This window comes from Corynebacterium sp. NPDC060344 (genome assembly GCF_042725215.1).
Classification (GTDB): domain Bacteria; phylum Actinomycetota; class Actinomycetes; order Mycobacteriales; family Mycobacteriaceae; genus Corynebacterium.
Window position 1 is genome coordinate 12604 of sequence record NZ_JBHXCS010000007.1, and the last position, 24555, is coordinate 37158.

General features: G+C 69.1%; 20 protein-coding genes. 9 read left to right on the forward strand and 11 right to left on the reverse strand.

Annotation, left to right across the window (positions count from 1 at the left end):
• Nucleotides 1–49 precede the first annotated feature (49 nt).
• Nucleotides 50–1615 (reverse strand): metallophosphoesterase family protein, encoded by a 1566-nt coding sequence (locus tag ACFWGD_RS09285; RefSeq protein WP_377778383.1) that lies wholly within the window; start codon nt 1613–1615, stop codon nt 50–52.
• Nucleotides 1616–1911: 296 nt separating this feature from the next.
• Between ACFWGD_RS09285 and ACFWGD_RS09290 the strand changes: the two genes are divergently transcribed.
• Together ACFWGD_RS09290 and ACFWGD_RS09295 are read left to right on the forward strand one after the other, a co-directional pair.
• The gene (locus ACFWGD_RS09290; RefSeq protein WP_377778384.1) at nt 1912–3336 is read left to right on the forward strand and encodes an acyl-CoA dehydrogenase family protein; all 1425 of its coding nucleotides are present in this window, start codon (nt 1912–1914) and stop codon (nt 3334–3336) included.
• A 36-nt stretch (nt 3337–3372) separates the two neighbouring features.
• Nucleotides 3373–4581 (forward strand): acyl-CoA dehydrogenase family protein, encoded by a 1209-nt coding sequence (locus ACFWGD_RS09295; RefSeq protein WP_377778385.1) that lies wholly within the window; start codon nt 3373–3375, stop codon nt 4579–4581.
• Nucleotides 4582–5130: 549 nt separating this feature from the next.
• Here ACFWGD_RS09295 and ACFWGD_RS09300 read toward each other — a convergent pair.
• The 3 genes from ACFWGD_RS09300 to mgtE all read right to left on the reverse strand — a co-directional run bounded on the left by ACFWGD_RS09300 (nt 5131) and on the right by mgtE (nt 9760).
• Nucleotides 5131–7032: an AMP-binding protein gene (locus ACFWGD_RS09300; RefSeq protein ID WP_377778386.1), complete on the reverse strand. Its 1902-nt coding sequence runs from the start codon at nt 7030–7032 to the stop codon at nt 5131–5133.
• A gap of 129 nt (nt 7033–7161) precedes the next feature.
• Nucleotides 7162–8283, reverse strand: a complete 1122-nt coding sequence (gene ald / locus ACFWGD_RS09305) for an alanine dehydrogenase (protein WP_377778387.1) — start codon at nt 8281–8283, stop codon at nt 7162–7164.
• Between the two features lie 97 nt (nt 8284–8380).
• Nucleotides 8381–9760 (reverse strand): magnesium transporter, encoded by a 1380-nt coding sequence (gene mgtE / locus ACFWGD_RS09310; protein WP_377778388.1) that lies wholly within the window; start codon nt 9758–9760, stop codon nt 8381–8383.
• A 206-nt stretch (nt 9761–9966) separates the two neighbouring features.
• On the opposite strand from mgtE, the gene ACFWGD_RS09315 reads away from it, so the two are divergent.
• Nucleotides 9967–12708 (forward strand): ATP-dependent Clp protease ATP-binding subunit, encoded by a 2742-nt coding sequence (locus ACFWGD_RS09315; RefSeq protein ID WP_377778524.1) that lies wholly within the window; start codon nt 9967–9969, stop codon nt 12706–12708.
• Nucleotides 12709–12882, forward strand: a complete 174-nt coding sequence (locus ACFWGD_RS09320) for a DUF4236 domain-containing protein (RefSeq protein WP_377778389.1) — start codon at nt 12709–12711, stop codon at nt 12880–12882.
• Nucleotides 12883–13016: 134 nt separating this feature from the next.
• On the opposite strand, the gene ACFWGD_RS09325 is transcribed toward ACFWGD_RS09320, so the two are convergent.
• Entirely contained in the window at nt 13017–13841 is an 825-nt protein-coding gene (locus ACFWGD_RS09325; protein WP_377778390.1) for a hypothetical protein, read from the reverse strand.
• A 119-nt stretch (nt 13842–13960) separates the two neighbouring features.
• Nucleotides 13961–14344 (reverse strand): hypothetical protein, encoded by a 384-nt coding sequence (locus ACFWGD_RS09330; protein ID WP_377778391.1) that lies wholly within the window; start codon nt 14342–14344, stop codon nt 13961–13963.
• A gap of 160 nt (nt 14345–14504) precedes the next feature.
• Here ACFWGD_RS09330 and ACFWGD_RS09335 point away from each other — a divergent pair, with 160 nt between their 5' ends.
• Complete coding sequence (locus ACFWGD_RS09335) at nt 14505–15956, forward strand: serine/threonine-protein kinase (RefSeq protein ID WP_377778392.1); 1452 nt, start codon at nt 14505–14507, stop codon at nt 15954–15956.
• On the opposite strand, the gene ACFWGD_RS09340 is transcribed toward ACFWGD_RS09335, so the two are convergent.
• Both ACFWGD_RS09340 and ACFWGD_RS09345 read right to left on the reverse strand, forming a co-directional pair.
• Nucleotides 15957–16610: a hypothetical protein gene (locus ACFWGD_RS09340; protein WP_377778393.1), complete on the reverse strand. Its 654-nt coding sequence runs from the start codon at nt 16608–16610 to the stop codon at nt 15957–15959.
• 21 nt (nt 16611–16631) lie between these two features.
• The gene (locus ACFWGD_RS09345) at nt 16632–17012 is read right to left on the reverse strand and encodes a hypothetical protein (RefSeq protein WP_377778394.1); all 381 of its coding nucleotides are present in this window, start codon (nt 17010–17012) and stop codon (nt 16632–16634) included.
• A gap of 205 nt (nt 17013–17217) precedes the next feature.
• Between ACFWGD_RS09345 and ACFWGD_RS09350 the strand changes: the two genes are divergently transcribed.
• Nucleotides 17218–18012, forward strand: coding sequence for a hypothetical protein (locus ACFWGD_RS09350; protein ID WP_377778395.1), 795 nt, complete (start codon nt 17218–17220; stop codon nt 18010–18012).
• 102 nt (nt 18013–18114) lie between these two features.
• The gene (locus ACFWGD_RS09355; protein ID WP_377778396.1) at nt 18115–19173 is read left to right on the forward strand and encodes a pirin family protein; all 1059 of its coding nucleotides are present in this window, start codon (nt 18115–18117) and stop codon (nt 19171–19173) included.
• Nucleotides 19174–19190: 17 nt separating this feature from the next.
• Here the strand turns inward: ACFWGD_RS09355 and ACFWGD_RS09360 are convergent, their stop codons facing one another.
• On the reverse strand, nt 19191–20537 hold the full coding sequence (locus ACFWGD_RS09360; protein ID WP_377778397.1) for a lipase family protein: 1347 nt from the start codon (nt 20535–20537) through the stop codon (nt 19191–19193).
• Nucleotides 20538–20598: 61 nt separating this feature from the next.
• Nucleotides 20599–21492: an A/G-specific adenine glycosylase gene (locus ACFWGD_RS09365; protein ID WP_377778398.1), complete on the reverse strand. Its 894-nt coding sequence runs from the start codon at nt 21490–21492 to the stop codon at nt 20599–20601.
• 45 nt (nt 21493–21537) lie between these two features.
• Here ACFWGD_RS09365 and ACFWGD_RS09370 point away from each other — a divergent pair, with 45 nt between their 5' ends.
• Both ACFWGD_RS09370 and ACFWGD_RS09375 read left to right on the forward strand, forming a co-directional pair.
• Nucleotides 21538–22161 carry a carbonic anhydrase gene (locus tag ACFWGD_RS09370; RefSeq protein ID WP_377778399.1) on the forward strand — a complete coding sequence of 208 codons (624 nt, stop codon included), beginning with the start codon at nt 21538–21540 and terminating at the stop codon, nt 22159–22161.
• Between the two features lie 4 nt (nt 22162–22165).
• The gene (locus tag ACFWGD_RS09375; RefSeq protein ID WP_377778400.1) at nt 22166–22840 is read left to right on the forward strand and encodes a hypothetical protein; all 675 of its coding nucleotides are present in this window, start codon (nt 22166–22168) and stop codon (nt 22838–22840) included.
• Here ACFWGD_RS09375 and ACFWGD_RS09380 read toward each other — a convergent pair.
• Nucleotides 22837–24483, reverse strand: coding sequence for a hypothetical protein (locus ACFWGD_RS09380; protein WP_377778401.1), 1647 nt, complete (start codon nt 24481–24483; stop codon nt 22837–22839). The genes ACFWGD_RS09375 and ACFWGD_RS09380 overlap by 4 nt on opposite strands.
• Nucleotides 24484–24555 lie beyond the last annotated feature (72 nt).

The window sequence follows — 24555 nt, forward strand, 5'->3', positions numbered from 1 at the left end:
TTTTGCTTGACGACGGGCCGGCGTTCGCGCCGGTCCGTCGTTTTTCGCGTCAGCGGCCGAGACCCGACAGGTCGCGTTCGACCACGTAGTTGCGGTGTGCCGTGGTGCCCAGGGTGTATTCGGGATTGAGGCCGTACATCGCCCAGCGGGAGCGCGAGGACCAGTGCAGCGCCTCCGGCGAGCCAGTGCGGTGGAAATTGACCTGGTAGCCGCCCGTGTGCAGGTGGATGAGCGTGTACCCGCCGGGGTAGCCGGCGGCGGAGCCGAACTCCACGAAGTCGACGTTCTTCGCGGCGTCGGGGGCGGTGCGGCGGGCGCGGTGCGTGTGGCCGGCGGCCATGAGGAAAGCGCCGGGGGTCGCGGCCAGCGCCCGCTGCAGCCGGTCCGAGTGGTCGAGGTTGAGGGTGAAGGTTGGGGTGCCGACGTTGGTGAACGCCGCTTCGACGGTGACCGGGTGATGGGCGAGCAGCAGCGTCGGTCGGCCGGGGTCGGCGGCGAGCTCGGCCTCCAGCGCCGCAAATTGCCCCTCTTCGATGCGGCCGCCGGACTCGTCGAGCATGGAAGAGTCCAGCCCGAGCACCCGCAGTCCGCCGACGTCGGTGCGCCACATGGTCTGGCGCGGCACGAACTCCTCGCCCCACGGGTCGCGGTGGTCGTCGGTGCCCTCGAGCACCGGGTGCGTCTCGTAGCCGGCCGCCGGATCGGAGTCCGGGGTGTGCGGGCGGTCGTGGTTGCCGCGGGTCACGTGGTAGTCGACGCCGTGGGCGCCGAAACCGTCCATGATCTCGCGGAAGCGCCGCACCTCGTGCGGGCGGGCCTCGGAAGTCGTGTCGCCGTTGACGAAGACCCGGCCGATTCCGCGATCGCGGATCTCCGCCAGCGCGGAGGCCAGCATCACCTCCGGGAACGGCGGCAACCCCGGTTCCTGAACGATCGCCTCCGGGAAGTCGCCGAGGATGAGGCCGTGCTTCTCTTCGCCGATGTGGGCGTCGTTGAGCACGGCGATGGTGGTGACGTGCTCGCCGGGCGGTGGAGTCAGCGTGGTGATGCGCCCCGAGATTTCCGGCGAGCCCGGCATGTTCGTGGTCATCAGCCCCGGCGTGGCGGGGACCCCGTCACAGCGGCACTCGAAGACGTAGTCGCGGCCCGGCTCCAGGCCGTCGACGGTGACCAGGTGGAACCCGGTCTCCGAATCGGACGTCGCGACGACGGGCAGTTCCGGCATCCCGGGGCGGGTCCACGAGCCAGCGGGCCCGGGGATCGCCGCGGAGCCGGTGAGGTCGGCCGCCACCGCCGGATCATCGGCCGGGGCGAGGGCCACCTCGCCGAGCGTCGGCACCGTCGGGCGCAGCGGGCCGTAAGCGGGATGCGGTGCCGTGTAGGAGGCGAAACCGAAGGTCACCGACGTCGGGGTGACGGTGACGACTTCCAGGTCCGTGGCCTCGATGCCGCCGGTGCGCACCGCCCGCGCCTTCGGGACCACCGTCGCGGCGAGCAAGACGCCCAGGCCCGCGGCCCCGCCCGCCAAAGCAGTCCGGCGACTGATCGTCCGTGCCCCACCGTCCCCGGAAACTCCCGCCGCCCGATCCGTCGTTTCCCCGCGTCCCTTGACCATGCTGCGGACGCTAACGAGCGGATGGAAACGAAAGGTTGCCCGCGGGTGTCCGGCGGCTGTCGGCGGTGGAAACCTCGTTCATGCGTAGCCGCTCACGCCGCATACCTGCGATAACGCCGTTTCCCGGATCGTCGTAAAGCAAAATATGATGTTGACCTCGTGTTTTTCCGGGGGTGCGTTACGGGGGCGGCGATAGTGCCAATTATGGGGTAGTTCTGCGGAAAGATGTGACAACGATCACGAGATGGCTTTATCGTTATCCCAGTAACAGTTCTGACTCGAAAGGCCATGAACACATGAGCGAGAAGAAGAACCGCGAGGATTCGACCGTCGGCCGCAACAACCCCGGCCGAGACGCCATCGGCGCGGCGATGCGGTTCATCACGTCCATCACCGGCTCAGACTTCGCCCAGAAGTACGACCTGCAGCCGACGATCGACCGCGTGATCTACCAGTCGACCAAGTCCGGCTTCAAGACCCTGGGCGCGGCGAACCGCCAGTTCAAGAAGGTGTCCGGCTCCGGCAAGCCCCAGCGCCCCGCGCGCGAGGCCCAGGCCGCCGCCCCCGACGACGCCGCCTCCGCCGAGCCGGCCAAGACGCCGTCGAAGAAGCTCTTCGACCTCACCCCGACCGAGGATCAGCAGATGATCGTCGAGACGGTGAAGGAGTTCGCGGAATCCCGCCTGCGCGACGTCGCCGCCAAGTGCGACCACGAGGCCACCCCGCCGGAGACCCTCCTGACCGAGGCCGCCGAGCTCGGCGTCGCCCTGATCAACGTCCCCGAGTCCTTCGAGGGCATCGCCACCGGCGAAGACGTCACCACCAACGCGCTGGTCGCCGAGGCGCTGGCCTACGGCGACATGGGCCTGGCGCTGACCGTGCTCGCGCCCGCCGGCGTCGCCGCGACGCTGACCGCCCACGGCTCCGACGCCCAGCAGAAGACCTACCTGCCGGCCTTCGCCGGCGAGGACGTCCCCGCCTCCGCCGTGGTCATCTCCGAGCCGCGCCCCCTGTTCGACCCCCTCAAGCCCGAGGCCACCGGCCGCCGCGAAGGCGACGAGATCGTGCTCAACGGCGTGAAGTCGATGGTGCCCAACGCCGGCGCCGCCGAGCTGTTCATCGTCGGCGTCAACCTCAACGGCCGCCCCGCGCTGGTCATCGTCGAGTCCTCCGCCGAGGGCCTCCACGTCGAGGCCGACCCCTCCATGGGCATCCGCGGCGCCGCGCTCGGCCGCCTCGTGCTCAAGGACGTCCGCGTCCCCGCCGAGGCCATCCTCGGCGGCGAGCAGATCTCCGCCGAGCAGGCCGAGATCGAGTACCGCGACGTGCTGCGCCGCTCCCGCCTCGGCTGGGCCGCCCTCGCCGCCGGAACCTCCCAGGCCGTGCTCGACTACGTCGTGCCCTACGTCAACGAGCGCGAGGCCTTCGGCGAGCCGATCTCGCACCGCCAGGCCGTGGCGTTCATGGTCGCAGACATCAAGATCGAGCTCGACGGCCTGCGCATGATCCTCCTGCGCGGCGCCTCCCGCGCCGACCAGGGCCGCCGCTTCGACCGCGAGGCCGCGCTGGCCAAGAACTACGCCTCCGAGAAGGGCATGAAGATCGGCTCCGACGGCGTGCAGCTGCTCGGCGGCCACGGCTTCGTCAAGGAGCACCCCGTCGAGCGCTGGTACCGCGACCTGCGAGCCATCGGCATCGCCGAGGGCATCGTCGTCCTGTAAACCGCCAGACACTTCAGATTTGAAAGAGGATCCGACATGATCAACCTCGAACTGCCGAAGTTCCTCCGGGCGGGCGCCGCGCAGGCGCATCAGGCCGCGGCGGAGATTTTCCGGCCCATTTCCCGAAAGTACGACCTCGCCGAGCACGAGTACCCGCGTGAGCTGGACACCCTCGCGTCGATGATGGACGGCATGGCCGACGGCGGCAACGCCTTCTCCGGCGCGTCCGGCGGCCGCGGCGACGAGAAGAAGAAGCGCACCGGCGTGAAGAACGGCGGCAACATGGCGTCGCTGCTCAACGTCATCGAGACCTGCTGGGGCGACGTCGGCCTGACGCTGTCGCTGCCGTTCCAGGGCCTGGGCAACTCGGCGCTGGCGGCCGTCGCCACCGACGAGCAGCTGGCGAGCTTCGGCAAGACGTGGGCCGCGATGGCCATCACCGAGCCGTCGTTCGGCTCCGACTCGTCGGCCGTGTCCACGACCGCCCGCAAGGACGGCGACGACTACATCATCAACGGCGAGAAGATCTTCGTCACCTCCGGCGAGCGCGCCGACTCCGTCGTCGTGTGGGCGACCCTGGACAAGTCGCTCGGCCGCGCGGCGATCAAGTCCTTCCTGGTCAAGAAGGGCACTCCGGGCTTCACCGTGGAGCGCCTGGAGGAGAAGCTGGGCATCCGCGCCTCCGACACCGCGGTGCTGCGCCTGGACAACGTCCGCGTCCCGGCCGAGAACCTGCTGGGTTCGCCGGACATCGACGTGAAGAAGTCCTTCGCCGGCGCCATGGCGACCTTCGACAACACCCGTCCGCTGGTCGCGGGCATGGCCATCGGCGTCGCGCGTGCGGCGCTGGAGGAGCTGCGCCGCATCCTGGAGGAGGCCGGCGTCGACATCGATTACGACAAGCCCGCCTTCGCCCAGTCCGCGGCCGTGGCGGAGTACATCCGCCTCGAGTCGGATTGGGAGGCCGCGTACCTCCTGGCCCTGCGCGCCGCGTGGATGGCCGACAACAAGCAGCCCAACACCCTCGAGGCCTCGGCGTCGAAGGCGAAGGCCGGCCGCATGGGCACCGAGGTGACCCTGCGTGCGGTCGAGCTGGCCGGCGCGTACGGCTACTCGGAGCGCAACCTGCTGGAGAAGTGGGCCCGCGACTCGAAGATCCTGGACATCTTCGAGGGCACCCAGCAGATCCAGCAGCTCGTCGTCGCCCGCCGCGTGCTGGGGCTGAGCTCCAAGCAGCTGAAGTAGCGGGTCGGCGATAACCGGATAGCGGTTCGGGTCCGCGCTGAGCGGATCCGGGCCGCTTTCCGTCGTAAATGGCACTAACTGCCGACGCTTCGGCGATTTCGTTGCATGAAATCACCGAAGCGTCGGCAGTTTGCGTCGTTCACGGGCCGTGGCCCGCTTTCTTGCTTGACGACGCCTACGTTCCATGTATCCGTCGTATCCGTCCACGCAGCTACGTAGGCGGATGGGCCCTTCTCTGAAGCCCAGATAGATGTCCAGCGAACAGAAAGACGCGGCCAACCGCTTCTTTCTGGTCACTCGACGTCTTTCCGCGATGGAGCGGGGCGGTGAAGTGGCGGCCGGGCGTCTATCCGCGATGGAGCCGGGGTGCAGTGGCGGTCGGACGTCTATCCGCGATGGAGCGGGGGTGCGGTGGCGGCGAAGGGGCGCCGCAAACGGGCAGATACCTACGTTTCGGCCAGGTACTCATGTTTAAACGTGAGTACCTGGCCGGAACGTAGGTATCTGGGGGAGATGGGGTGGGGACAGCGGCCGGCGGGACCGCCTGCGCTATCCGGCCGTTTGGAGCCGATCCTGGCCGACCAGCTGGGCGCCGTCGGTGCCGGTCGCGTCGGAGCTGGCAGCGGAGGAGGTGGGGGTCGCGCCGTCAGTGCCGGTGGTGTCGGAGGCCGCGCCCGCATCGGAGCCCGCGCCCGCGCCGCCCTCGCCGCCGTCTTCCCATGGCTTCGGCAGCATGCGCGGCACGACCTTGCCCACGGCGTTGCGGGGCAGCTCGTCCATGAACACGGTCTGGCGGGGCACGGAGTGGCGGGCGAGGCGCGCCTTGACGTGGTCGCGGACGTCGGCCTCGGTCAGCGCCCGCCCCTCGGGGGAGCCGTCGGCGACGACCCACGCCACGAGCGCCTGGCCGAACCGGTCGTCGTCGACGCCGTAGACGCAGCATTCGCGCACGCCGGGCAGGTCGGACAGGGCGTCCTCGGTCTCGCGGGGGAAGACGTTCTCGCCGCCGGAGACGATCATGTCGTCCTCGCGGCCGGAGATGTACAGCATCCCGTCCTCGAGCCGGCCCAGGTCACCGGTGCAGACCATGCCGTCGATGATCTCCTTGTCGGCGCCGGGGCGGGTGTAGCCCTCGTAGAGCATGCCGTTGCCGACGAAGATGCGGCCGGTCTCGCCCTCGGGAAGCTCGTTGCCCTCGTCGTCGCGGATGACGATCCGCGTGCCCAGCGGCGCGCGCCCGGCGGTGGTGGGGTTGGCGGCGAGCTCGGCCGGGGTGGCGATGGTCGCCCACGACACCTCGGTCGACCCGTACTGGTTGTACAGCACCGGCCCGAAGCGGTCGAGGGCCTGCTTGACTATGTGCTCCGGGATCGCCGAGCCGCACGACGCGATGACCTCCAGCGGGGACGCCGAGACGTCGTAGTCGTCGGGCATCACTTCGAGCATGCGCTGCAGCATGGTGGGCACGAGGAAGATCGTGTGCGGGTTGTGGGCCTCGATGATGCGCAGCGCGTCCGCGGGCTCGAAGTGCCGGCGCAGCACCATGGTCGAGCGCAGGGCGATGCACAGCTGGGCCGTCGCAAAGCCCCACGTGTGGAACAGCGGCGCGGCGAGGTAGGCGGGCCTGTTGTGGCGCAGGGGGATGCGGCTCATGATCGACGACGCGGGCATCCACGACTTCGGCTCGGGGCGGCGGGCGCCCTTGGGGGTGCCGGTGGTGCCGGAGGTCAGGACGATGACGCGGCCGCGGCGGGGGCGCTTGGGCAGGTCGGCGGTGGGCCAGGCTTCGGGCGGGGCGGTGCGCAGCATTTCGCGCATGGACGTCCAGCCTTCGCGGACGTTGGTGGTGTCCTGGTAGTCCTCGAGCCAGGACACGGCGACGGGGCACTGGTCGAAGTCGTCGGGGAGCATGTGGGTGAATTCCTCGTCGATGAAGAGGAAGTCGAGTTTCTGCTCGCGGATGACGGCGCGGGTCTGCTCGGCGGAGGCGCCGGTGTTGAGCAGCACGAGGTCGGTGCCGAGCCGCCCGTGGGCGCACAGGGCGAGGAGGAAGCCGCGGTGGTTCCGGCACAGCACGCCGATGCGGTCGCGGGGGCGGATGTCGCCGTGGCGCAGGGCGCGGGCGAGGCGGTTGGCGTTGTCGTGGAATTCGGCGTAGGTCATGGATCCGCCGTCGTCGATGATGGCGGTGTGGTGGGGGTCGCGGGCGGCGGCGATGCCGAGCAGGCCGGAGGGCAAGAAGTCCCAGCGGTAGATCGAGCCGGCGGCCTTGCCCATTGCGCCGGGGCCCATCGCGCCGAGCACGCCGGCTTTGGTCACGGGGGCGAGCCCGCGGATGAGGTCGGTGGTGCCGCGCAGGGAGTTTTTGGCGCGGGCGCGGAATTTGTCCGCGGCGCTGGTGGTGGCGGTGTCGGCGTTGGTCGTCGCGTTGGCGTCGATCGTGTCGGACATCTGGCTCGGGCCTCCTTGTATGGCTTTCTCGTGAAAATGAACCATATACGTGACGAGGGTCACGGGGAGGGGTTTCGGCTGGAAAAAGCGGTTGCTTGACGACGGCCCGGCGCCGCCCCCGCCCGCCCCTCAGCCGGCGGCGGCGGAGTCGTCGAGGGGCGTGAAGTCCAGGCCGAGGGCATCGGCGACGGACCGGTTGCGGAGGGCGGAGTGGTACGTCATCAGGCCGTCGCAAAGCCCGGGGAAGGATTCCGCGGCGCCGGGCCACCCGTGCTCGGCCAGGGCCATGGCGTAGGGGAGGGTGGCGTTGGCCAGGGCCTGGGTGGAGGTGTTGGCCACGGCGCCGGGCATGTTGGCCACGCAGTAGAAGAGGGCGTCGTGGACGGCGTACACCGGGTCGTCGTGGGTGGTGGGGCGCGAGGACTCGAAGCATCCGCCCTGGTCGATGGCCACGTCGACGAGCACCGCGCCGGGCTTCATGCGGGCGACCAGGTCGTCGGAGACGAGCGTCGGTGCCTTCGCGCCCGGGACAAGGACCGCGCCGATGACCAGGTCCGCCTGCAGCAGCTCCTGCTCGATCTCGTGCGGCGTGGAGAAGACGGTGTCCACGGTGCCGCGGTAGATGTCGTCGATGCGCTTCAGCGCGCGCGGGTCGAGGTCGAGGACCGTGACGTCGGCGCGCAGTCCGTGGGCCATGGCCACCGCCGAGGCGCCGACCTGGCCGGCGCCGATGACCGTCACGCGCGCCGGGCGGGTGCCGGGGACGCCGGGGAGGAGGATGCCGCGGCCGCCGAAGTGGCTCATCAGGTGGTACGCGCCGACCTGGACGGCCAGGCGGCCGGCGACCTGGCTCATCGGGGTGAGCAGCGGAAGCTCGCCGCGGTCGTCGGTGACGGTCTCGTAGGCGATGGAGGTCGTGCCGGCGTCGAGCAGCGCCCGCGCGCAGTCGGGTGCCGCGGCCAGGTGCAGGTAGGTGAACAGGATCTGGTCCGGGCGCATGAGCGCGAACTCCGGCTCGATGGGCTCCTTGACCTTGAGCAGCAGATCGCCCTTCGCCCACACCTCCTCGGCGGTGTCCACGATGGTCGCGCCGGCGTCGATGTACGCCTGGTCCGGCATCGACGAGCCCTCGCCGGCGCCGGCCTCGACCAGCACCTCGTGGCCGGCGCGCGTCAGCGACGCCACCCCGGACGGGCTCGCGGCGACGCGGTGCTCGCCGCTCTTGATCTCGCGGGGGATTCCGATGCGCATGGGGCGGCTCCTGGTCGGCGGGCGTGGCGAATGGTGTTACCCGCTCCATCATGGGCCGGATCGGCCGCGCGCACCAGCCCCTTCTTGGCCTCCCCGCCTACAGCCCCAGCACGGCGCTGGCGATGAGGAAGTAGACGATCAGCCCGGACGCGTCGCAGAACGTGGAGATGAACGGCGTGGAGAACACCGCCGGGTCGGCCTTGATGGCGCGGGCGATCATCGGCATGATGCCGCCGACGGTGGCGGCGATGGTGCAGATGGACACCAGCGTCAGCCCGATGATCAGCCCGAAGTCGGCGCCGTAGACCAGCCCGGCGACGGCGGCGCCGATGAGGCCGAGCAGCACGCCCATGGTCAGGCCGACGCGGACCTCGCGCCACGCCACCTTCCACGTGTCGCGCAGGCGCACCTCGCCGACGGCCAGCGCGCGCGTCACCGTCGTCGCCGCCTGCGAGCCGGTGTTGCCGGCGGTGCCGGTGAGCAGGGGGATGAACAGCGACAGCGTCACCACGGCGGCCAGCGCATCCTCGAACATCTCCAGCACCTGCACGGTGAGGATCGCCGACAGCGCCAGCACCAGCAGCCACACCACGCGCGAGCGCACCAGCGTGCCCACGGACGTGATCAGATACGGACGGTCCAGCGGCTCGGACGCGCCGGCGCGGGCGGCGTCCTCCTCGTCGGCGCGGTCGATGATGCGGTTGGCGTCGTCGATGGTGAGGATGCCGATCAGCCGGTCCTCCTCGTCGACCACCGGCGTGACCAGGTGGGTCGTGCGCACGGCGCGCCGGGCGGCCTCCTCGGCGTCGTCGGAGGCGGTGACGGACTCGGGGGCCTTCATCAGGTCCCGGACGGTGGTGGGCTGGGCGCCGGGCTCGTCGTCAAGCGCGAAGATGAGGTCCCGCATGCCCACGACCCCCTCCAGCCTGCGGTGATCGCCGGTGACCATGAGCAGGTAGACGGTCTCGGCGCCGTCGCCGGTGGCGCGGACGTGGTCGATGGCCTCGCGCGGGGTCATGTCGGGGCGCACGCGGACGTACTCCGTGGACATGTGGCGGCCGATGGTGCCCGAGGGGTAGCCGAGCATCGGGGCGGTGAGGCGGCGCTCCTTGTCCGACAGCCCCGAGAACAGCTTCGCCGACACCGACGCCGGCAGCTCGTCGACCAGGGCGGCGCGGTCGTCGGGGTCGAGGTGCTCGAAGACGCCGACGACGTGCTCATCGCGCAGCCCCGTCATCAGGTCGGCGCGCATGCCGACCGAGAACCTCTCGAAGACCTCCAGCGCGAGGTCGCGCGGCAGCAGGCGGTAGATGATCGCGCGGTCGTCGGGATCCTCGCGCTCGAGCACGCTGACCAGATCCGACGGCTGCATGTCGGCGATCATCGCCTCGATGGACGCCAGATCCTCCTGCGCCAGCATCAGCGCCAGATGGTCGGCGAGGACGTCGAACTCGAGTCGGGTGCGCGGCGCGGTCATGCCACCGAGACTATCCCGCCGGGTGCTGCGCGGGCCCGGGTGAGGCTGCTTTGCGACGGTCCGGCGCCCGAGATCATCGGCCGTCAATCCCCAGTTCAGGCGCTGTTCGCTATGGGCGTACGCCCGAAGGGACGAAACGCGGGCGGGGCGTCGTTAAGCTTCAGTGAAACCGTTATATGGATTCCGGACGACAACCGAGGAGAATGATGTTCGAGAGGTTCACCGACCGCGCCCGGCGCGTCGTCGTCCTGGCGCAGGACGAGGCACGCGAGCTCAACCACAATTACATCGGCACCGAGCACATCCTGCTGGGCCTGATCAGCGAGGGCGACGGCGTCGCCGCCAAGGCCCTCGAGTCCATGGGCATCTCGCTGGAGGCCGTGCGCTCCGAGGTCGTCGACATCATCGGCCGCGGCGCCCAGCCGCCGAGCGGGCACATCCCGTTCACCCCGCGCGCCAAGAAGGTGCTGGAGTACTCGCTGCGCGAGGCCCTGCAGCTGGGCCACAAGTACATCGGCACCGAGCACATCCTGCTCGGCCTCATCCGCGAGGGCGAGGGCGTGGCCGCCCAGGTGCTGGTCAAGCTCGGCGCCGACCTGCCGCGCGTGCGCCAGCAGGTCATCCAGCTGCTGTCCGGCTTCCAGGGCGACGACTCCGACGGCCCCGCCGGCGGCCCGGAGCAGCGCCCCGTCGGCGCCACCTCCGGCCAGCGCGTGGCCGAGGGCAACCACCAGGCCGGTTCGCTGGTGCTCGACCAGTTCGGCCGCAACCTCACCGTCGCCGCCCGCGAGGGCAAGCTCGACCCGGTCGTCGGCCGCGAGAAGGAAATCGAGCGCATCATGCAGGTGCTCTCGCGCCGCACCAAGAACAACCCGGTGCTCATCGGCGAGCCCGGCGTGGGCAAGACCGCCGTGGTCGAGGGCCTGGCGCTGGACATCGTCAACAACCGCGTGCCGGAGACCCTCAAGGACAAGCAGCTGTACTCGCTGGACCTGGGTTCCCTGGTCGCCGGTTCGCGCTACCGCGGTGATTTCGAGGAGCGCCTGAAGAAGGTGCTCAAGGAGATCAACCAGCGCGGCGACATCATCCTGTTCATCGACGAGATCCACACCCTCGTCGGCGCGGGCGCGGCCGAGGGCGCGATCGACGCGGCGTCGATCCTGAAGCCCAAGCTGGCCCGCGGCGAGCTGCAGACCATCGGCGCGACCACGCTCGACGAGTACCGCAAGCACATCGAGAAGGACGCCGCCCTGGAGCGCCGCTTCCAGCCGGTCAACGTGCCGGAGCCGAGCGTCGACCTGTCCATCGAGATCCTCAAGGGCCTGCGCGACAAGTACGAGCAGCACCACCGCGTGTCCATCACGGACCAGGCGCTGGTGGCGGCGGCGACGCTGTCGGACCGCTACATCAACGACCGCTTCCTGCCGGACAAGGCCGTCGACCTCATCGACGAGGCCGGCGCCCGCATGCGCATCAAGCGCATGACCGCGCCGTCGGACCTGCAGGAGGTCGATGGCCGGATCGCGGACGTGCGCCGCGAGAAGGAGGCCGCGATCGACGCGCAGGACTTCGAGAAGGCCGCGGGCCTGCGCGACAAGGAGCGCAAGCTGGGCGAGGAGCGCCGCGAGAAGGAGAAGAAGTGGCGCTCCGGCGAGTCCGACACCATCACGGAGGTCGGCGAGGAGCAGATCGCGGAGGTGCTGGCCAACTGGACCGGCATCCCGGTGTTCAAGCTCACCGAGGAGGAGTCCTCGCGCCTGCTGCGCATGGAGGAGGAGCTGCACAAGCGGATCATCGGCCAGGAAGAGGCCGTGCAGGCCGTGTCCCGCGCCATCCGCCGCACCCGTGCGGGCCTGAAGGATCCGAAGCGCCCGTCCGGTTCGTTCATCTTCGCCGGCCCGTCCGGCGTGGGTAAGACGGAGCTGTCGAAGGCGCTGGCGGAGTTCCTGTTCGGCGACGAGGATGCGCTGATCCAGATCGACATGGGCGAGTTCCACGATCGCTTCACCGCTTCGCGCCTGTTCGGTGCCCCTCCGGGCTACGTCGGCTACGAGGAGGGTGGCCAGCTGACCGAGAAGGTCCGCCGCAAGCCGTTCTCGGTGGTGCTTTTCGACGAGATCGAGAAGGCGCACAAGGAGATCTACAACACCCTGCTGCAGGTCCTCGAGGACGGCCGTCTGACGGACGCCCAGGGCCGCGTCGTGGACTTCAAGAACACGGTGCTCATCTTCACCTCGAACCTGGGCACGCAGGACATTTCGAAGGCCGTGGGCATGGGCTTCTCCGGCGTCGGCGAGCAGGATGCCGATGGCCAGTACGAGCGCATGAAGGGCAAGGTCAACGACGAGCTGAAGAAGCACTTCCGCCCGGAGTTCCTCAACCGAATCGACGAGATCGTCGTGTTCAAGCAGCTCTCCCGCGAGGAGATCGTCCAGATGGTCGACCTCATGCTCGACCGCGTGTCCTCGCAGCTCACCGAGAAGCGCATCACCATGGAGGTCACCGACCAGGCCAAGAACCTGCTGGCCAAGCGCGGCTTCGACCCGGTGCTGGGCGCCCGCCCGCTGCGCCGCACGATCCAGCGCGAGGTCGAGGACCAGCTGTCCGAGAAGATCCTGTACGGCCAGATCGGCATGGGCGAGACCGTCGTCGTCGACGTCGATGGCTGGGACGGCGAGTCCGAGGGCGCCGACGCCACGTTCACCTTCACCACGAAGGCGACCGAGGGCGCTGAGGTCCCCGATGAGCTCGACGGCCTCGAGGCCATGGGCTCCGCCGAGGGCACCATCGGTTCCGGCGCCGGCGACGTCATCGACGCCGCCGAGGCCGCGGTCGAGGAGGCGGCCCGCGAGGGCGAGTCCGGTGCGGAGTCGGATTCAGAGGGCCAGGCCGAGTCCGGGTCTGAGTCTGATTCCGGATCCGAGTCGGACGGCGAGAAGGGCGCGTAAATGGGCATCTTCTACCGCAAGCGCACGAAGGTGGGCAAGGATTCCTGGCTGAACTGGTCGAAGACCGGTGTCTCGGGGTCGAAGCGCTTCGGCCCGGTGACCATCAACAGCCGCGGCGGGTTCTCCATCCGCCTGGGCAAGGGCCTGAACTACCGGGGCCGCTGGCGCAAGTAGCGGCCGGCGCCCCCGGGAGCCCGGGCCCGGCGCGCGTGACGACGGCCCACGTGATCGTCGTCAAGCCTTCGCACACGAAAAGCGCGGCACGCATCCATCCGATGCGTGCCGCGCCTTTTGCGTGGAGTGGTCTTTTAGCCAAGAGCCTTGCGCAGCTCATCGTGAGTCGCGCGCACGGATGCGGGCCATCGCGGATCGACCGTGGTGAACTCGTGGGAGGGGATGGCGGGATACGTCGTGGGGAACGTATCGGCGGCGCCGTCCATGAATGAACGGAGGGAATCGACGGCATCCTCGATCTCGGATTGGCGGGTGAAGAGACCGGGCCAAGAGGGGTAAGTGTCGAGGACATCGTGGCCGAGGGCCTCGTGCAGCTCGGCGGTCACCTTCTCCCGTTCGGCATCATTGCGCGGCGTCCAGTCGGTGATGTGCTTCCACGCGCAGAACGCGGCGCCGGCGATGGAGCCGAGGAGGATGATTGTGCTGATTGCGCCGAAGCCGAAGAGCAGGCCCTTGAGCAGGGTGAGCACGCCGAGGATGCCGAGACAGATCGACACGGTCTTGAACGTCGGCGAGCCGATCCACTGATTGTCACCGCGAGCCGACACGGCGAAGCGGCCGTGAGCCGCGTCGAATTCCGCAGTCCATGCGTCGTTCCACGTGCCCAGGGTGGTCTTCATCATCTTGCGCCACGCGACTGCGCCGGCCTTCCACTTGAGGTACCTCTTGCCGTCCTCGGTCTGGATCCAGGTTGCCCACTGCGCACGGCGTGCCTGGTCCGCTTGTTCGCGCTGCGCGGCCATGAGCTCCTCGTGCTGGCGATTTGCCTGGTCCAGCTGCTCCTGCGTCAGCTGCACACCGTCGCGCTGCGCGTCCAGTTGCGCACGCTGGTACTTGATCTGCGAGATCTGATTTTCTTCGAGGTGGCGGCGGTGCTTGTCGTACTTGTTCTCGAGCATCGAGGACTCCTTTGGGTTCATGAGCCATGTGGCTCGACGAAATGCGGTGTATCGGTGGTGAGGGGAGCGGCCGTGATCGTGATTTCGGGGATGACGGCGCAGTCGGTGGTGAGAGCCGATTACATCGACAGCCCGCGGATGCACCAGTCGCCGTCGTCGCTCTTCCCGAACTTGAAGGTGACGGTTCCCGTGCCCTCCAGGTCGGACTCGATGGTGAAGTCCTGCGTGAAGCGGTTCTCACCGTTCATGTCGGGATTGGCGGACGAGACGATCTTCGACGAGTTTTCACCGTCGGCGTTGGACTCGGCGAAGCTCGCCGCATCGGAGGAAAAGTCCTGGCAGGCCACCTCCCGGGCGGCATCGGCATCTCCGTCGCTGTACGCCTTGATCAGATCCTCCGCGAGCTCTTCTCCTGCCTTGGACGGGTCTTCGGAGGATCCGCACGCGGCGAGCGTCATCGCCGCTGCGCCGCACAATGCCGCGGCGGCCAGTGTCTTTTTCATGGATTCTCGCTTCTTGGTAGAGGGGCCGTCCCGGCGGTCCGGAACAAAATAGCCATTATGAACAAGATGTTCACATGGCGACACTCTAACTAAATGTGCATGACCGCACAAACGGAAAGGTGAATGATTCTGTCGGTGGTCGCTGGGTTAAGCTGTTCGGGTGCAAAAAGAGCCAGGTGAGATCACGGGATTCGGCGATTTCGTCCTCCTCGGCAGGGGTGGGATGGGGGAGGTGTACTCGGCCGTCAACTCCAGGTTGGGGCGCAGGGAAGCCATCAAGGTCATGCATGCCACCGGTGGGGACTACGCCGCGCGATTCCAGCGCGAGGCACGTGTCGCCGCGTCGATCAGCAAGCATCCGAATCTTGTGACGATCTACAGTGCCGGGGTCGATGGCGGGCGCCCGTGGTTGTCGATGGAACTCATCGACGGCTCGAACCTCCGGGCCCTCATGCTGCGGCAGGGCGGGCGGCTGGAGGCGGAAGATGCCCTGATTGCCGCGCAAGCAGTGGCCCAAGGACTGGATCATCTCCATTCGAAGGCCGTCGTCCACCGGGATGTGAAGCCCGAGAACATCCTCGTACCGACGGACGGGGGAGTGGAAGCGGCTGCCCTCACGGATTTCGGCATCGCGCGATCGTCGGACGGATCGGATCGATTGACGGAAACCGGCATGGTGTCTGGAACTGCCGCATATCTCGCGCCAGAGCAGTTTTCCGCGAAAGGGATCGACGGTAAGGCGGACCAGTACGCGCTGGCTTGCGTATTGGTCGAGACACTGACTGGGGTGCCTGCAGCCGAGGGTCATGACTTTGCGTCCCTCATGGGCTGGCACTTGCACGGTGTCCGGCCTCGGGTCAGTAAACGAAACCGGCTGCTGCCATCGTCCCTGGATTCGGTAATCGTCCGTGCCCTTGATGTGGATCCCGCGAACCGGTGGCCTTCATGTACCGAGTTCATCGATGCGGCCCTTCGCGCATATCTCGCCGGCGTTGATATGGGGACTGTGCCTGGCGCCGGTGGCGACGATGGCGGCCAGGGCGCCGGCGAGCGTTTGACGTTGGCATCGACGACCGTTCGTCCGGGGGTGGGCACTGAAACGCGGCCGGAGCGTGGGAATGGTCGCGGTGGGAGGAGGCGCTGGCCCATCGTGATGGCGGGACTCGCCGCTGTGGGATTGGTGCTGGTCGGGCTAGCTCAGCTGCCCTCGGGGCGGGAAGAGTGGGATGGCGTTGCCGCGGAACTGGTGGCCGACTATCCCGACTTTTTGCCCGAGTACCCATCTTCGGGCTCGCAAGCTGGGCGCTGCGTCCCGTCTCACGATGGACTTGACTGTGGGGGCGGAGACTTCATGGTGAGCGTGCGTCGATACGGCGATTCCGCGGCGCGCGAGTCGGAACTGCAGCGCTTCGACAAGGTGGACATGGACGTACCCGATGAGGGCAAGTGCGTCCGGAACCATCCCATCGACGTCTACCCGGTCGTCGGGGGATTCCTCCTGGCGCCCATGGCGGAGGGCCTGCGGAGCGACATCATTTCCGTCGGCGTTGCCGAGGGCGATGCCGACGACTTCTGGAAGTGGTGGGACGGCGTCGACATCATCGCGTGCTGATCAGCGATTCGGATACCGGTAGGTGAACTCGTAGGTGCCCTTCAGGACCTCACCGTCGGGGGTCTCCACCTCGACGGTCATGGTCAGGGATGCTTCCTCGCCGCGGTTCAGTCCTGGGGCCTCTTTATTCAGCTTCTCGAAGGAGTTCGAGATCTTGTACTTCGTGTGCGAGCACTCCCGGGTCTTGAACTGCTCGAAGACTTGGCCGCTCGCGTCGAACAGTTGCATCGTGGAGGAGCAATTCTCGCCGGTCAGCGCTTGGCCATCGACGTACGTCGTCCAGAGGGGTTCGAAAAACTGGTTGGCGCTCAGGCCATCGCGCCATTGGAAGAAGTCCTTGCCCACCTCTTCGACTTCGTAGAACCCGCCGGCATCCACCGTCGCCGAAACTTCCACCCGATTCGTGGAGCTCCCGGCATCGGAGGATTCGCCTGGGCGGGAATCCTGCGCGCTCGTCGGCGCGGCCACTGCCGATGTCGACGCCGCGCCGTCGGAAAGCTCCGCAGAGGGTGAGGGGGTGGACAGGGGAGTTGCGTCCGCAGGGCGGGGTGCCGGAGCCGGGGCGTCGCCCGAGCCGCAAGCGGTGAGGAACAGGGCCGGAGTCAATGCCAGGGCGGCGGCGTGTCGAATCGATCGAATTCGTGAGGGGCGCATGCAAACTCCAGTGGTGGGAAGCTACTCCCCGGCGGCAGAGCGCTCGGGGTCCAGCCAGCGATTGACGGTGGTGTGCGAGACGCGGGCCGTGGAGGCCACCGATGTACCCGTGACGTTCAAGTCCTGAACCAGAAGATTGACGAGCTCCCGCATCGACTCTTCGGCTTCCGCCTTCACCGCGGCCATCTCGTGGAGTGCGGCCATGTAGAAATCGCTGGCAACGCCGGAGTCCAGGTACGGCTCGGCGTCGGACGTGCGCTTGCGTGACGCCTCGATGTTGGCCCAATGCTCGTCGAGGGTCTCCTTCTCGACCTTCAGGAGATTGGCCATCAGCTTGGCCTTTTGCTCCCGAATGGCGCGGCGGATGTCGGCGATGTCGTCACCTTCACTTCGAATGGGCATGAACTAAGTGTACGTCTTCGCCCGAAGGGTTCAGAACGTCTCAAACGTGAATGTAGCACATAATGAACGAGCCGTAGGAAGTGTGCAACTCGTTGCTCGGATCGGCACGGAATATCATGGCATGGCGCACTGCTTTCGCAGTGGGTTGAGGTGTTCGAGGCGTGCAGGTTGAACGGAATGTCCATTCGTGTTGTATCGTTGGGGCATGGCTACCTGGCGAAGTGATGGTTGGATGAAGCGTGGAGTGGTGATGGGCGTGCTCGTCTCGGCGTCGCTGCTCGCCGCATGTGGCGGGTCCGGCTCGGGAGGGGGTGGTGGCGGCAGCGACGTGCCCCCGGAGAACTTCACCCTCACGTTCCAGCCCTCTGAATCTGAGCAGGTGGCACTGGAGGGCTGTCCGGACTTCTATGTCGACGCCGTCACTGAGCAGCTGCGCTACATCTCCTACAACTCCGGCGGCACCTGGCAGGACGTGGAGGTCAGGGCCGACCAGGGCGACAAGCGCGTCGGCGGCACCCGCACCTGCGTGTTCACCGTCAAGAACATGGGTATCGACGCCCCCCACGGGGCCCTGAACAATCTGACGCTCACCACCCTGGGCGCGGTGGGCGACCTGGCGGGCTTCGACGAGCAGGCCCTGCGGGAGTGGGAGTACAACCGTTCCGGCAGTACCCTCGACACCCTCGACGGCATAAAGGGCATCAGCGCCATCACCGACGACGGTGTGAAGATGGCGGACCAGGCCGGACTGGGCGCCGTCGACGTCCAGGTCAGCTCCGACGGGGTTCGGGTGCGGTCCAACTCCGGCACCAGCGCCCTGATCGCCGGCTTCGAGCGGTCCTACACCACCCCGTTCCGCGGCGGCTGGGCCCTCGTGGAAACCGGCGACACCCAGAACCCCGATTATGTGGGCGACACCAGCGCGAGCGAATTGGCCCGCGTGTTCGCCGACGCGTTCCTGGTGGGCTACACCTACGACAAGGGCTTCTGGAAGGACTGATGAAACGGGCACGGACTGTGGGCCTCTGATTGTCGCCCTTTGCGGCGATTGGACGGCGGACTGCCCTGGCCAACTCCCGCCGCACCCGGTACAATAGGTGACATGACAACAATCGCCGTTCTCGAGCCTCGCGACGTCCCGCTCGGCGGTTACCGCGCCATCACGGTGCGCCGGACCCTGCCGCACATCGAGCGCACCAGCGTCGGGCCGTTCATCTTCGCCGACCACTTCGGCCCCGCCGCCCCGTCGATGGACGTCGCCCCGCACCCGCACACGTACCTGGCCACGTGCACGTGGCTGTTCTCCGGGCGCGTGCGCCACGACGATTCCGCCGGCCACCACCTCGACGTCGTCCCCGGCGACACCGTGCTCATGGTCGCCGGCCACGGAATCGCCCACTCCGAGTACTCGTGGCCCGACGGCCCCGACCTCCACGGCGTGCAGCTGTGGCTCGGATACCCCACCGATGAGCGCCATGCCGAGCGCGGCCTGCACCACTTCACCACCGGCGAAGTCACCCACGGCGGCGTGACGGCGCGGGTGTTCCTCGGCGAGCTCGAGGGTGAAGTCGGCTCCACGCTCGAGGGCCGCGCAACCGGGGAAGCCGGGGGAGTGGGCTCGGGCGGTCCCGGTGCGGGCACCATCGCCGAGGACGCGAACTTCGGCGCCTCGCCGATTCCCGCCCCGCGCCGCGCCATCGCCGCCGAGCTGCGCATGGAACCCGGCGCGACGCTGACCATGCCGCTGGGCAGGGAGGTCGCCATCCTCGTCGACTCCGGCTCGGCGGAACTCTCGGCAAGCGGGGACGCCACCGGGAACGCCACCGCCACCGCCACCGCCGGCCCCGCCGCACTGGCCTACTCCCACGGCGTCGTCGCCGAGGCCACCGTCACCTCCGGCGACTCCGGCGCCACCCTGGTCCTCCTGGCCGGCGACCCCTACGGCGAGGACCTGCTGATGTTCTGGAACTTCGTCGCCGAGGACGAGTCCGCCGTCCGCTCCGCCCGCGAGGATTGGGAGGACCCCGACGCCCGCGCCCGCCGCTTCGGCGTCGTCGAGGGCTACCCCGGTTTCGACGGCGCACCGACCCGCGCCCAGGTCGACAGGATCCCCTCGCCGGCGATACCGTCGGTGAAACTCCGCGCGCGCCGCAACAGGTAGCCGGGCGCCGCGGGCGATCAGCACGTCCCCTCGGCCCCCGGCGCATCCGGGCCGCCCATCACGCTGACCAGCCACCCGAACGCCTCATCCGCCGTCAGCTGCCACGCCAGCCCGTGCGAGGCGTCACCGAGATCCTCGTCGACCTCCGCGTACGTCACGTTCGCGCCGCCGCCGCACCATTCCCGCACCAGCCGCCGCGCTCCGGCAACGGGAATGACGTCGTCTTGCACATTGTGTGTCACGAACACGGGCATCCCCGGCGCGACCGTGCCCAACCTCTGCTTGTCGACGGCTTCTCCCACACCCCCTCCGGCCCCTGCCCCCAGGTGCTCGGCAAAAGACCGGCCGTCGGCGGTGAAGTCCGACGAATCGCGCCGGCCCCACATGGCCAGCGTCGCTCCGATGCACTGGGTGGCGGTGTCGCGGAGGAAGCGGCGGCCCTCGTCGTTCATCATCGCGTCGAGGCCGGCGCGGATCTCCGGGTACGCCGCGACCAGCCCGTTGATGGCGTAGCCCATCGCGCCGGACAGGGCCGAGCCGTCGATCTCCTCTGCCGTCGACTGCAGATCCACCGGCACCCCGCCCGCGTACACCGCACGAATGTCCAGCTCCGGCGCATAGTCCGCCGCCAGTTCCGCCGCGGCCGCCGATGCCGCTCCGCCCTGGGAGAACCCGAACACGGCGATGGGCACCTCGGACGACGGGGCCCACGCCGCATCCAGATTCCCGCCCCCGCCCAGCAGGTCCTGCGCCGCGCGCGCCACGTCGAGCACGGCGTTGCCCTGTGCCTCGCGCACCAGATACGTGTGGGGGCCTGGAGTGCCCAGGCCCTGGTAATCCGTGATGGCCACCGCCCACCCCAGATCCAGGAAATGCCGCGACGGCGGCGGGGGAGCGGTGCCGAAGTGCATGGTCATCGACGGCGCGCAATTGTCCGCCGCCCCCTGAGTCCCCGGTGCGATGACCAGCAACGGCCTCGGTCCGTCGCCGGTCCACTGCGCCGTAGGCTCGAGCACCGAGCCACTGACGACGGCCGGCCCGCCGTGGGCGTCCCGCGACGCATAGACGATCCGCCGCGCCGACTCCACGCTCGGCGATTCCACCGCCAGCTCCATCTGCGTGATCACGGCCCCCGGCTCCCGCTCCACCGCCGGCGGGGTGCCGCGCCCGGCATCGGCGCCCTCGAACCCGCCCCCGCTCCCGCCCGAGCATGCGGTGAGCAGCACCAGCGCAAGGGCCATCACCACGGAAAGCACTGCGGCAGTCGCCGCCTTCACCGCCCCCGTTTTCACAGCCCCCGCCACACCGCCGCGCCCCATGGGAACGCCCTGCACCGGGCCGTCTCCCACCTCCGAAGCGCTCATGACGCCAGACTAGCCGCCCACCCGGATCGCCCCGCCGAACCGTTCGAACACCGTCCCGCCCCTACCTTGGCAGCCGGAACAGCCCGTCGGCGTCCTGGACGGCGAGCCCGTCGTCGAGCAGCGAAAACAGCGCCCGCGACCGCTGGGCGGCATCGGGCCACACCTCATCGAGCAAGGCCCGCTCCACCGGCGACTCCGCCGCGCGCAGCACGTCGAGCAGCTTCCCGCGCACCTGGCGGTCGGTGCCCTCGAACTTCTGCACCCTCTTCTTCGCCGCCGCCAGCTCCTGCTCCGACGGCTCGGGCGACCCCGCCGCCACCCACGCGCACGACTCCCGCACCGGGCACTCCCCGCACGCCGGGCGCGTTCTGCACACCGTCGCCCCCAGCTCCATCCACGCGGCGGACAGCTCGGCGGCGGACGCCGGGTCGTCGTAAAGCAGCGCCTCCACCTGCGGCAAGTCGGCCCGCTTGTGCGGGCCCGGCAGGAACACCCCCTGCCGGTGCCGGCGCAGCACGCGCCGCACATTGACGTCGACCACCGGCGTCCGCGCCCCGAACGCGAACGCCGCCACCGCCCGCGCCGTGTAATCCCCGATCCCCGGCAGGGCCAGCAGGTCCCCGACATCGCCGGGCACCCGGCCATCGTGCTTAGCGACGATCCCCGCCGCACACTCCCGCAACCTCAGCGCACGCCGCGGATACCCCAGCTTCCCCCACTCGCGCAGCACCTGATCCGCCGGCGCCGCCGCCAGATCCGCGGGCTCCGGCCACAACGCCATCCACCGCCGCCACGACGGGGCGACGCGGGCCACCGGCGTCTGCTGGCTCATGACCTCGCTGACCAGGATCCCCCACGCCGACGTCCCCGCCTCCCGCCACGGCAGGGGGCGGGCCGTCGCGCGGAACCAGCCGACGAGCTCGCCGCGCCAACCCCCGGATTGCGTTGATTCCAAAACCCGATTCACTCCAATCTGCGAAAACCTAGCAGAATGGATGGTATGACACGCACCCCCGAATCCGTCTGGAAGCACCTGCTCGAGGGAAACAACCGTTTCCGCGAGGGCCAGTCCGCCCACCCGAACCAGGACCCCTCCCGCCGCGAGAAGCTCACCGAGGGGCAGAACCCCGCCGTCGTCGTGCTGTCCTGCTCGGACTCGCGCGTCCCCGTGGAAATCATCTTCGACCAGGGGCTCGGCGACATCTTCGTCATCCGCACCGCCGGGCACATCACCGACCTGTCGGTGCTGGCGTCGCTGGAATTCGCCGTCGACTCGCTCGGCGTAAGCCTCGTCGTCGTCCTGGGCCACGAGTCCTGCGGCGCGGTCAAGGCCGCCCACGCCGCCCTCGAAGGCGGCGACCTGCCCGGCGGATTCCAGCGCGTCCTCGTGGAAAAGGTCACCCCGTCGCTGCTCGCCGCCCGCAACGACGGCCAAAGCGACATCGAGGACCTGGAGCGCCGCCACGTGCGCGAGATCGTCAACCACATCGTCGACCGCTCCCCGGAAATCAAGAACCGCCTGGGCTCCGGCAAGGTCGGCGTCGTGGGCATGCGCTACCACCTCGGCGACGGACTCGCCGAGGTCGTGGTGACCAAGGGAGTCAGCGACGACCCGCTAGTCTGAGTGCGTGACCAACCGACCGCTGCCCCCGGAAATTTACCGGCGCCGCCGCATTGCGGCGCTGGTGCTGGCCGTCGTCCTGATCGTCGTGATCGTGGGCATCGTCAGATGGGTGGCGGGCGGTTCCGGCGGGTCCGAGGAGAACACGCAGCAGGCGGCCGAGGTCTCCGAGTCGGTGACCGTGACCCGCGATGACGGCGTCGAGGAGACCTCCGCCCCCGCGGCCCCGTCCAACGAGCCGTACGGCACGACCCCCGAGTCCGAGGCGGCCGAGGCCGAGGGCAAGGACACCTGCGAGCTGGCGGACCTCAACCTCACCGTCACCGCCGACAGCCCCAACTACGGCGCGACCAACCCGCGGTTCGCGCTGACGCTGGCCAACCCGACCAACGCCGACTGCGAGATCAACCTCGACCAGGACACCCTGCGTTTCGAGGTATTCGACATGATCTCCTACGAGCGCATCTGGTCCGACCTCGACTGCCACGACTCCGAGGGCAGCGGCACCGAGACCATCGAGGCCGGCGGGGACGTGGTCTACGACGTCAACTGGTCGCGCAAGAGCTCCGCGCCCGGCAAGTGCACCGAGTCCGACCGCCAGGAGGTCGGCGCGGGCAGCTACCTCGTCTATGGCCTGGTCGGCGACCGCAACGCCGATCCGTACACGTTCAACATCCGCTAGCCGCGCACGTTGGCGCCGATGACGGCGGGCACCGTCGTCGGCTCCTCACCGAACAGTTCCCGCTGGTACTCGTCCTGCTCGAAGTCCCGCCCCGTGCCATGGATCGACCCGACGTTGGCGCCGTGACCCGGCTGGTTGCGGTGAGCTGCCCCGTACACGCCACCGGTTGTGCGTGACGACGCCGCACCCGCACCCCCTCCACCCGCAGCTCCCTGGCGGCCGACTATCGCCGCCGCCGACTGCGACCCCCGCGCAGACCCGGTGCCGGAGGTGGTGCCGGAGTTCGCGCCCGAGCCAGTTCCGGGTCCGTGAATGCCCGGGCCACCGAAGCCACCACGGCCGACACCCCGCCCACCCGCAGACCCGGCGCCCGGGCCCGCACCGGTGCCGAACCCACCAGAGCGACCACCGGCACCCGGGTTGAATCCGCCAAGCGAACCCAGCGCCGAACCTCCGCGCCCGGCATTCGTTCCCGCACCGCCTGCGCCGTACCCGGCGCCGCCGGTGCCTGCGGCCGGGGCCATCCCGGCGGGCCCGGTGCCCAGCGTGCCCGCCGGTGTTGATGCCGGCGTGGTTGCCGCCGCCGGGCTCATCGGCGCCGGTGTGGCCCCGCCGGGGACGGTGGGCACCGGACCCGACGTCGACGGCGCCACCGGTGAGGTGGCTGGTGTGCCGGTGGTGGGGGACATGCCGGTGGGGCCGGTGATCGGCCCGGAGGCGGCCTGCGCCATGGAGGACGCCGCACTGGCCGGTGCCGCCGCAGCGGTGGTCATCCCGGCCGGTGCCAGTCCCGCCTGGGAGGCGCCGGCGATGCCGTGTCCGCCGCTGACGCCGGAGGCCACCAGATCCGGTGCGGAGGTGCGGAAGTCGGGTTGGGTGAGGTTGGGCAAGGTGGGTACTGCGGTGTGGAGTTGGCCGATGTAGGGGCCGGTGAGGAAGGCTGTGATTTCGGTGCGTTCGAAGGCTTGCTTGGCCGCGGGGTCGGTGATGGCCTGGGAGTGGGCGGTGATGGTGCCCAGGGTGTTGATGGCCATGGCTTTGATGGCGGGCAGGGCTGCGAGGTGGCCGGTGAGGATGCCGGCGGAGGCGGCGATGTTGGTCGCACGGGCGGCCAGGCCGGTGAGCGACGTGGCGGCGGCGTCGAAGGCGGCGCCGTTGTTGTCGGACAGGAGTTTGCCGGCGGCGTCGCCCAGGGTGGTGGCCAGTTCGGTCATGCGGGTGGCGTAGCCGGTCCAGTAGGTGATGGCGTCGCCGATGGCGGCGTCGTTGGTGGCGGTGAATTTGGCCAGGAGCTGGTCGGCGGTGTCGGCGAGTTCGGGGCCGATGGCTGCCGGGGCGAAGGTGAGTGTGCCGGGGTTGAAGGGTGGGCGGGCGCCGAAGGCGTGGTGGAGCAGGCCGTCGGCGACTTGGAGTTTGTTGGGGGTGTTGTGGGGGTCGATGGCGGTGAAGGCGGCGCCGGTGTCGGCTTCGTGGGAGGCCAGGGCGGTGATCATGGATTTGAGGTTGGCGGCCGACCAGGTGATTTCGGCATCCATGGCGGAGGCGACTTGGGTGGAGCAGCCCGACGAGCCGGTGATGGCCGCGGAGTGCTGTGTGGCGACCATCTGCATCGACGCCACCGGCGAGTACCCCGCCAGAGACACGGATGGCGGTTGGCTGGAGTTGATCGTCTCCGTGTGTAGGACCGCGTGGACCTCGGAAATCGAGCCCAATGA

Coding starts and splice junctions, on each gene's coding strand:
- ACFWGD_RS09285 (WP_377778383.1), bottom strand. CDS start 1,615: ATGGTCAAGGGACGCGGGGAAACGACGGATCGGGCGGCGGGAGTTTCC.
- ACFWGD_RS09340 (WP_377778393.1), bottom strand. CDS start 16,610: ATGCGCCCCTCACGAATTCGATCGATTCGACACGCCGCCGCCCTGGCA.
- ACFWGD_RS09320 (WP_377778389.1), top strand. CDS start 12,709: ATGGGCATCTTCTACCGCAAGCGCACGAAGGTGGGCAAGGATTCCTGG.
- ACFWGD_RS09345 (WP_377778394.1), bottom strand. CDS start 17,012: ATGCCCATTCGAAGTGAAGGTGACGACATCGCCGACATCCGCCGCGCC.
- ACFWGD_RS09325 (WP_377778390.1), bottom strand. CDS start 13,841: ATGCTCGAGAACAAGTACGACAAGCACCGCCGCCACCTCGAAGAAAAT.
- ACFWGD_RS09360 (WP_377778397.1), bottom strand. CDS start 20,537: ATGAGCGCTTCGGAGGTGGGAGACGGCCCGGTGCAGGGCGTTCCCATG.
- ACFWGD_RS09350 (WP_377778395.1), top strand. CDS start 17,218: ATGGCTACCTGGCGAAGTGATGGTTGGATGAAGCGTGGAGTGGTGATG.
- ACFWGD_RS09370 (WP_377778399.1), top strand. CDS start 21,538: ATGACACGCACCCCCGAATCCGTCTGGAAGCACCTGCTCGAGGGAAAC.
- ACFWGD_RS09295 (WP_377778385.1), top strand. CDS start 3,373: ATGATCAACCTCGAACTGCCGAAGTTCCTCCGGGCGGGCGCCGCGCAG.
- ACFWGD_RS09355 (WP_377778396.1), top strand. CDS start 18,115: ATGACAACAATCGCCGTTCTCGAGCCTCGCGACGTCCCGCTCGGCGGT.
- ACFWGD_RS09300 (WP_377778386.1), bottom strand. CDS start 7,032: ATGTCCGACACGATCGACGCCAACGCGACGACCAACGCCGACACCGCC.
- ACFWGD_RS09290 (WP_377778384.1), top strand. CDS start 1,912: ATGAGCGAGAAGAAGAACCGCGAGGATTCGACCGTCGGCCGCAACAAC.
- ACFWGD_RS09315 (WP_377778524.1), top strand. CDS start 9,967: ATGTTCGAGAGGTTCACCGACCGCGCCCGGCGCGTCGTCGTCCTGGCG.
- mgtE (WP_377778388.1), bottom strand. CDS start 9,760: ATGACCGCGCCGCGCACCCGACTCGAGTTCGACGTCCTCGCCGACCAT.
- ACFWGD_RS09330 (WP_377778391.1), bottom strand. CDS start 14,344: ATGAAAAAGACACTGGCCGCCGCGGCATTGTGCGGCGCAGCGGCGATG.
- ald (WP_377778387.1), bottom strand. CDS start 8,283: ATGCGCATCGGAATCCCCCGCGAGATCAAGAGCGGCGAGCACCGCGTC.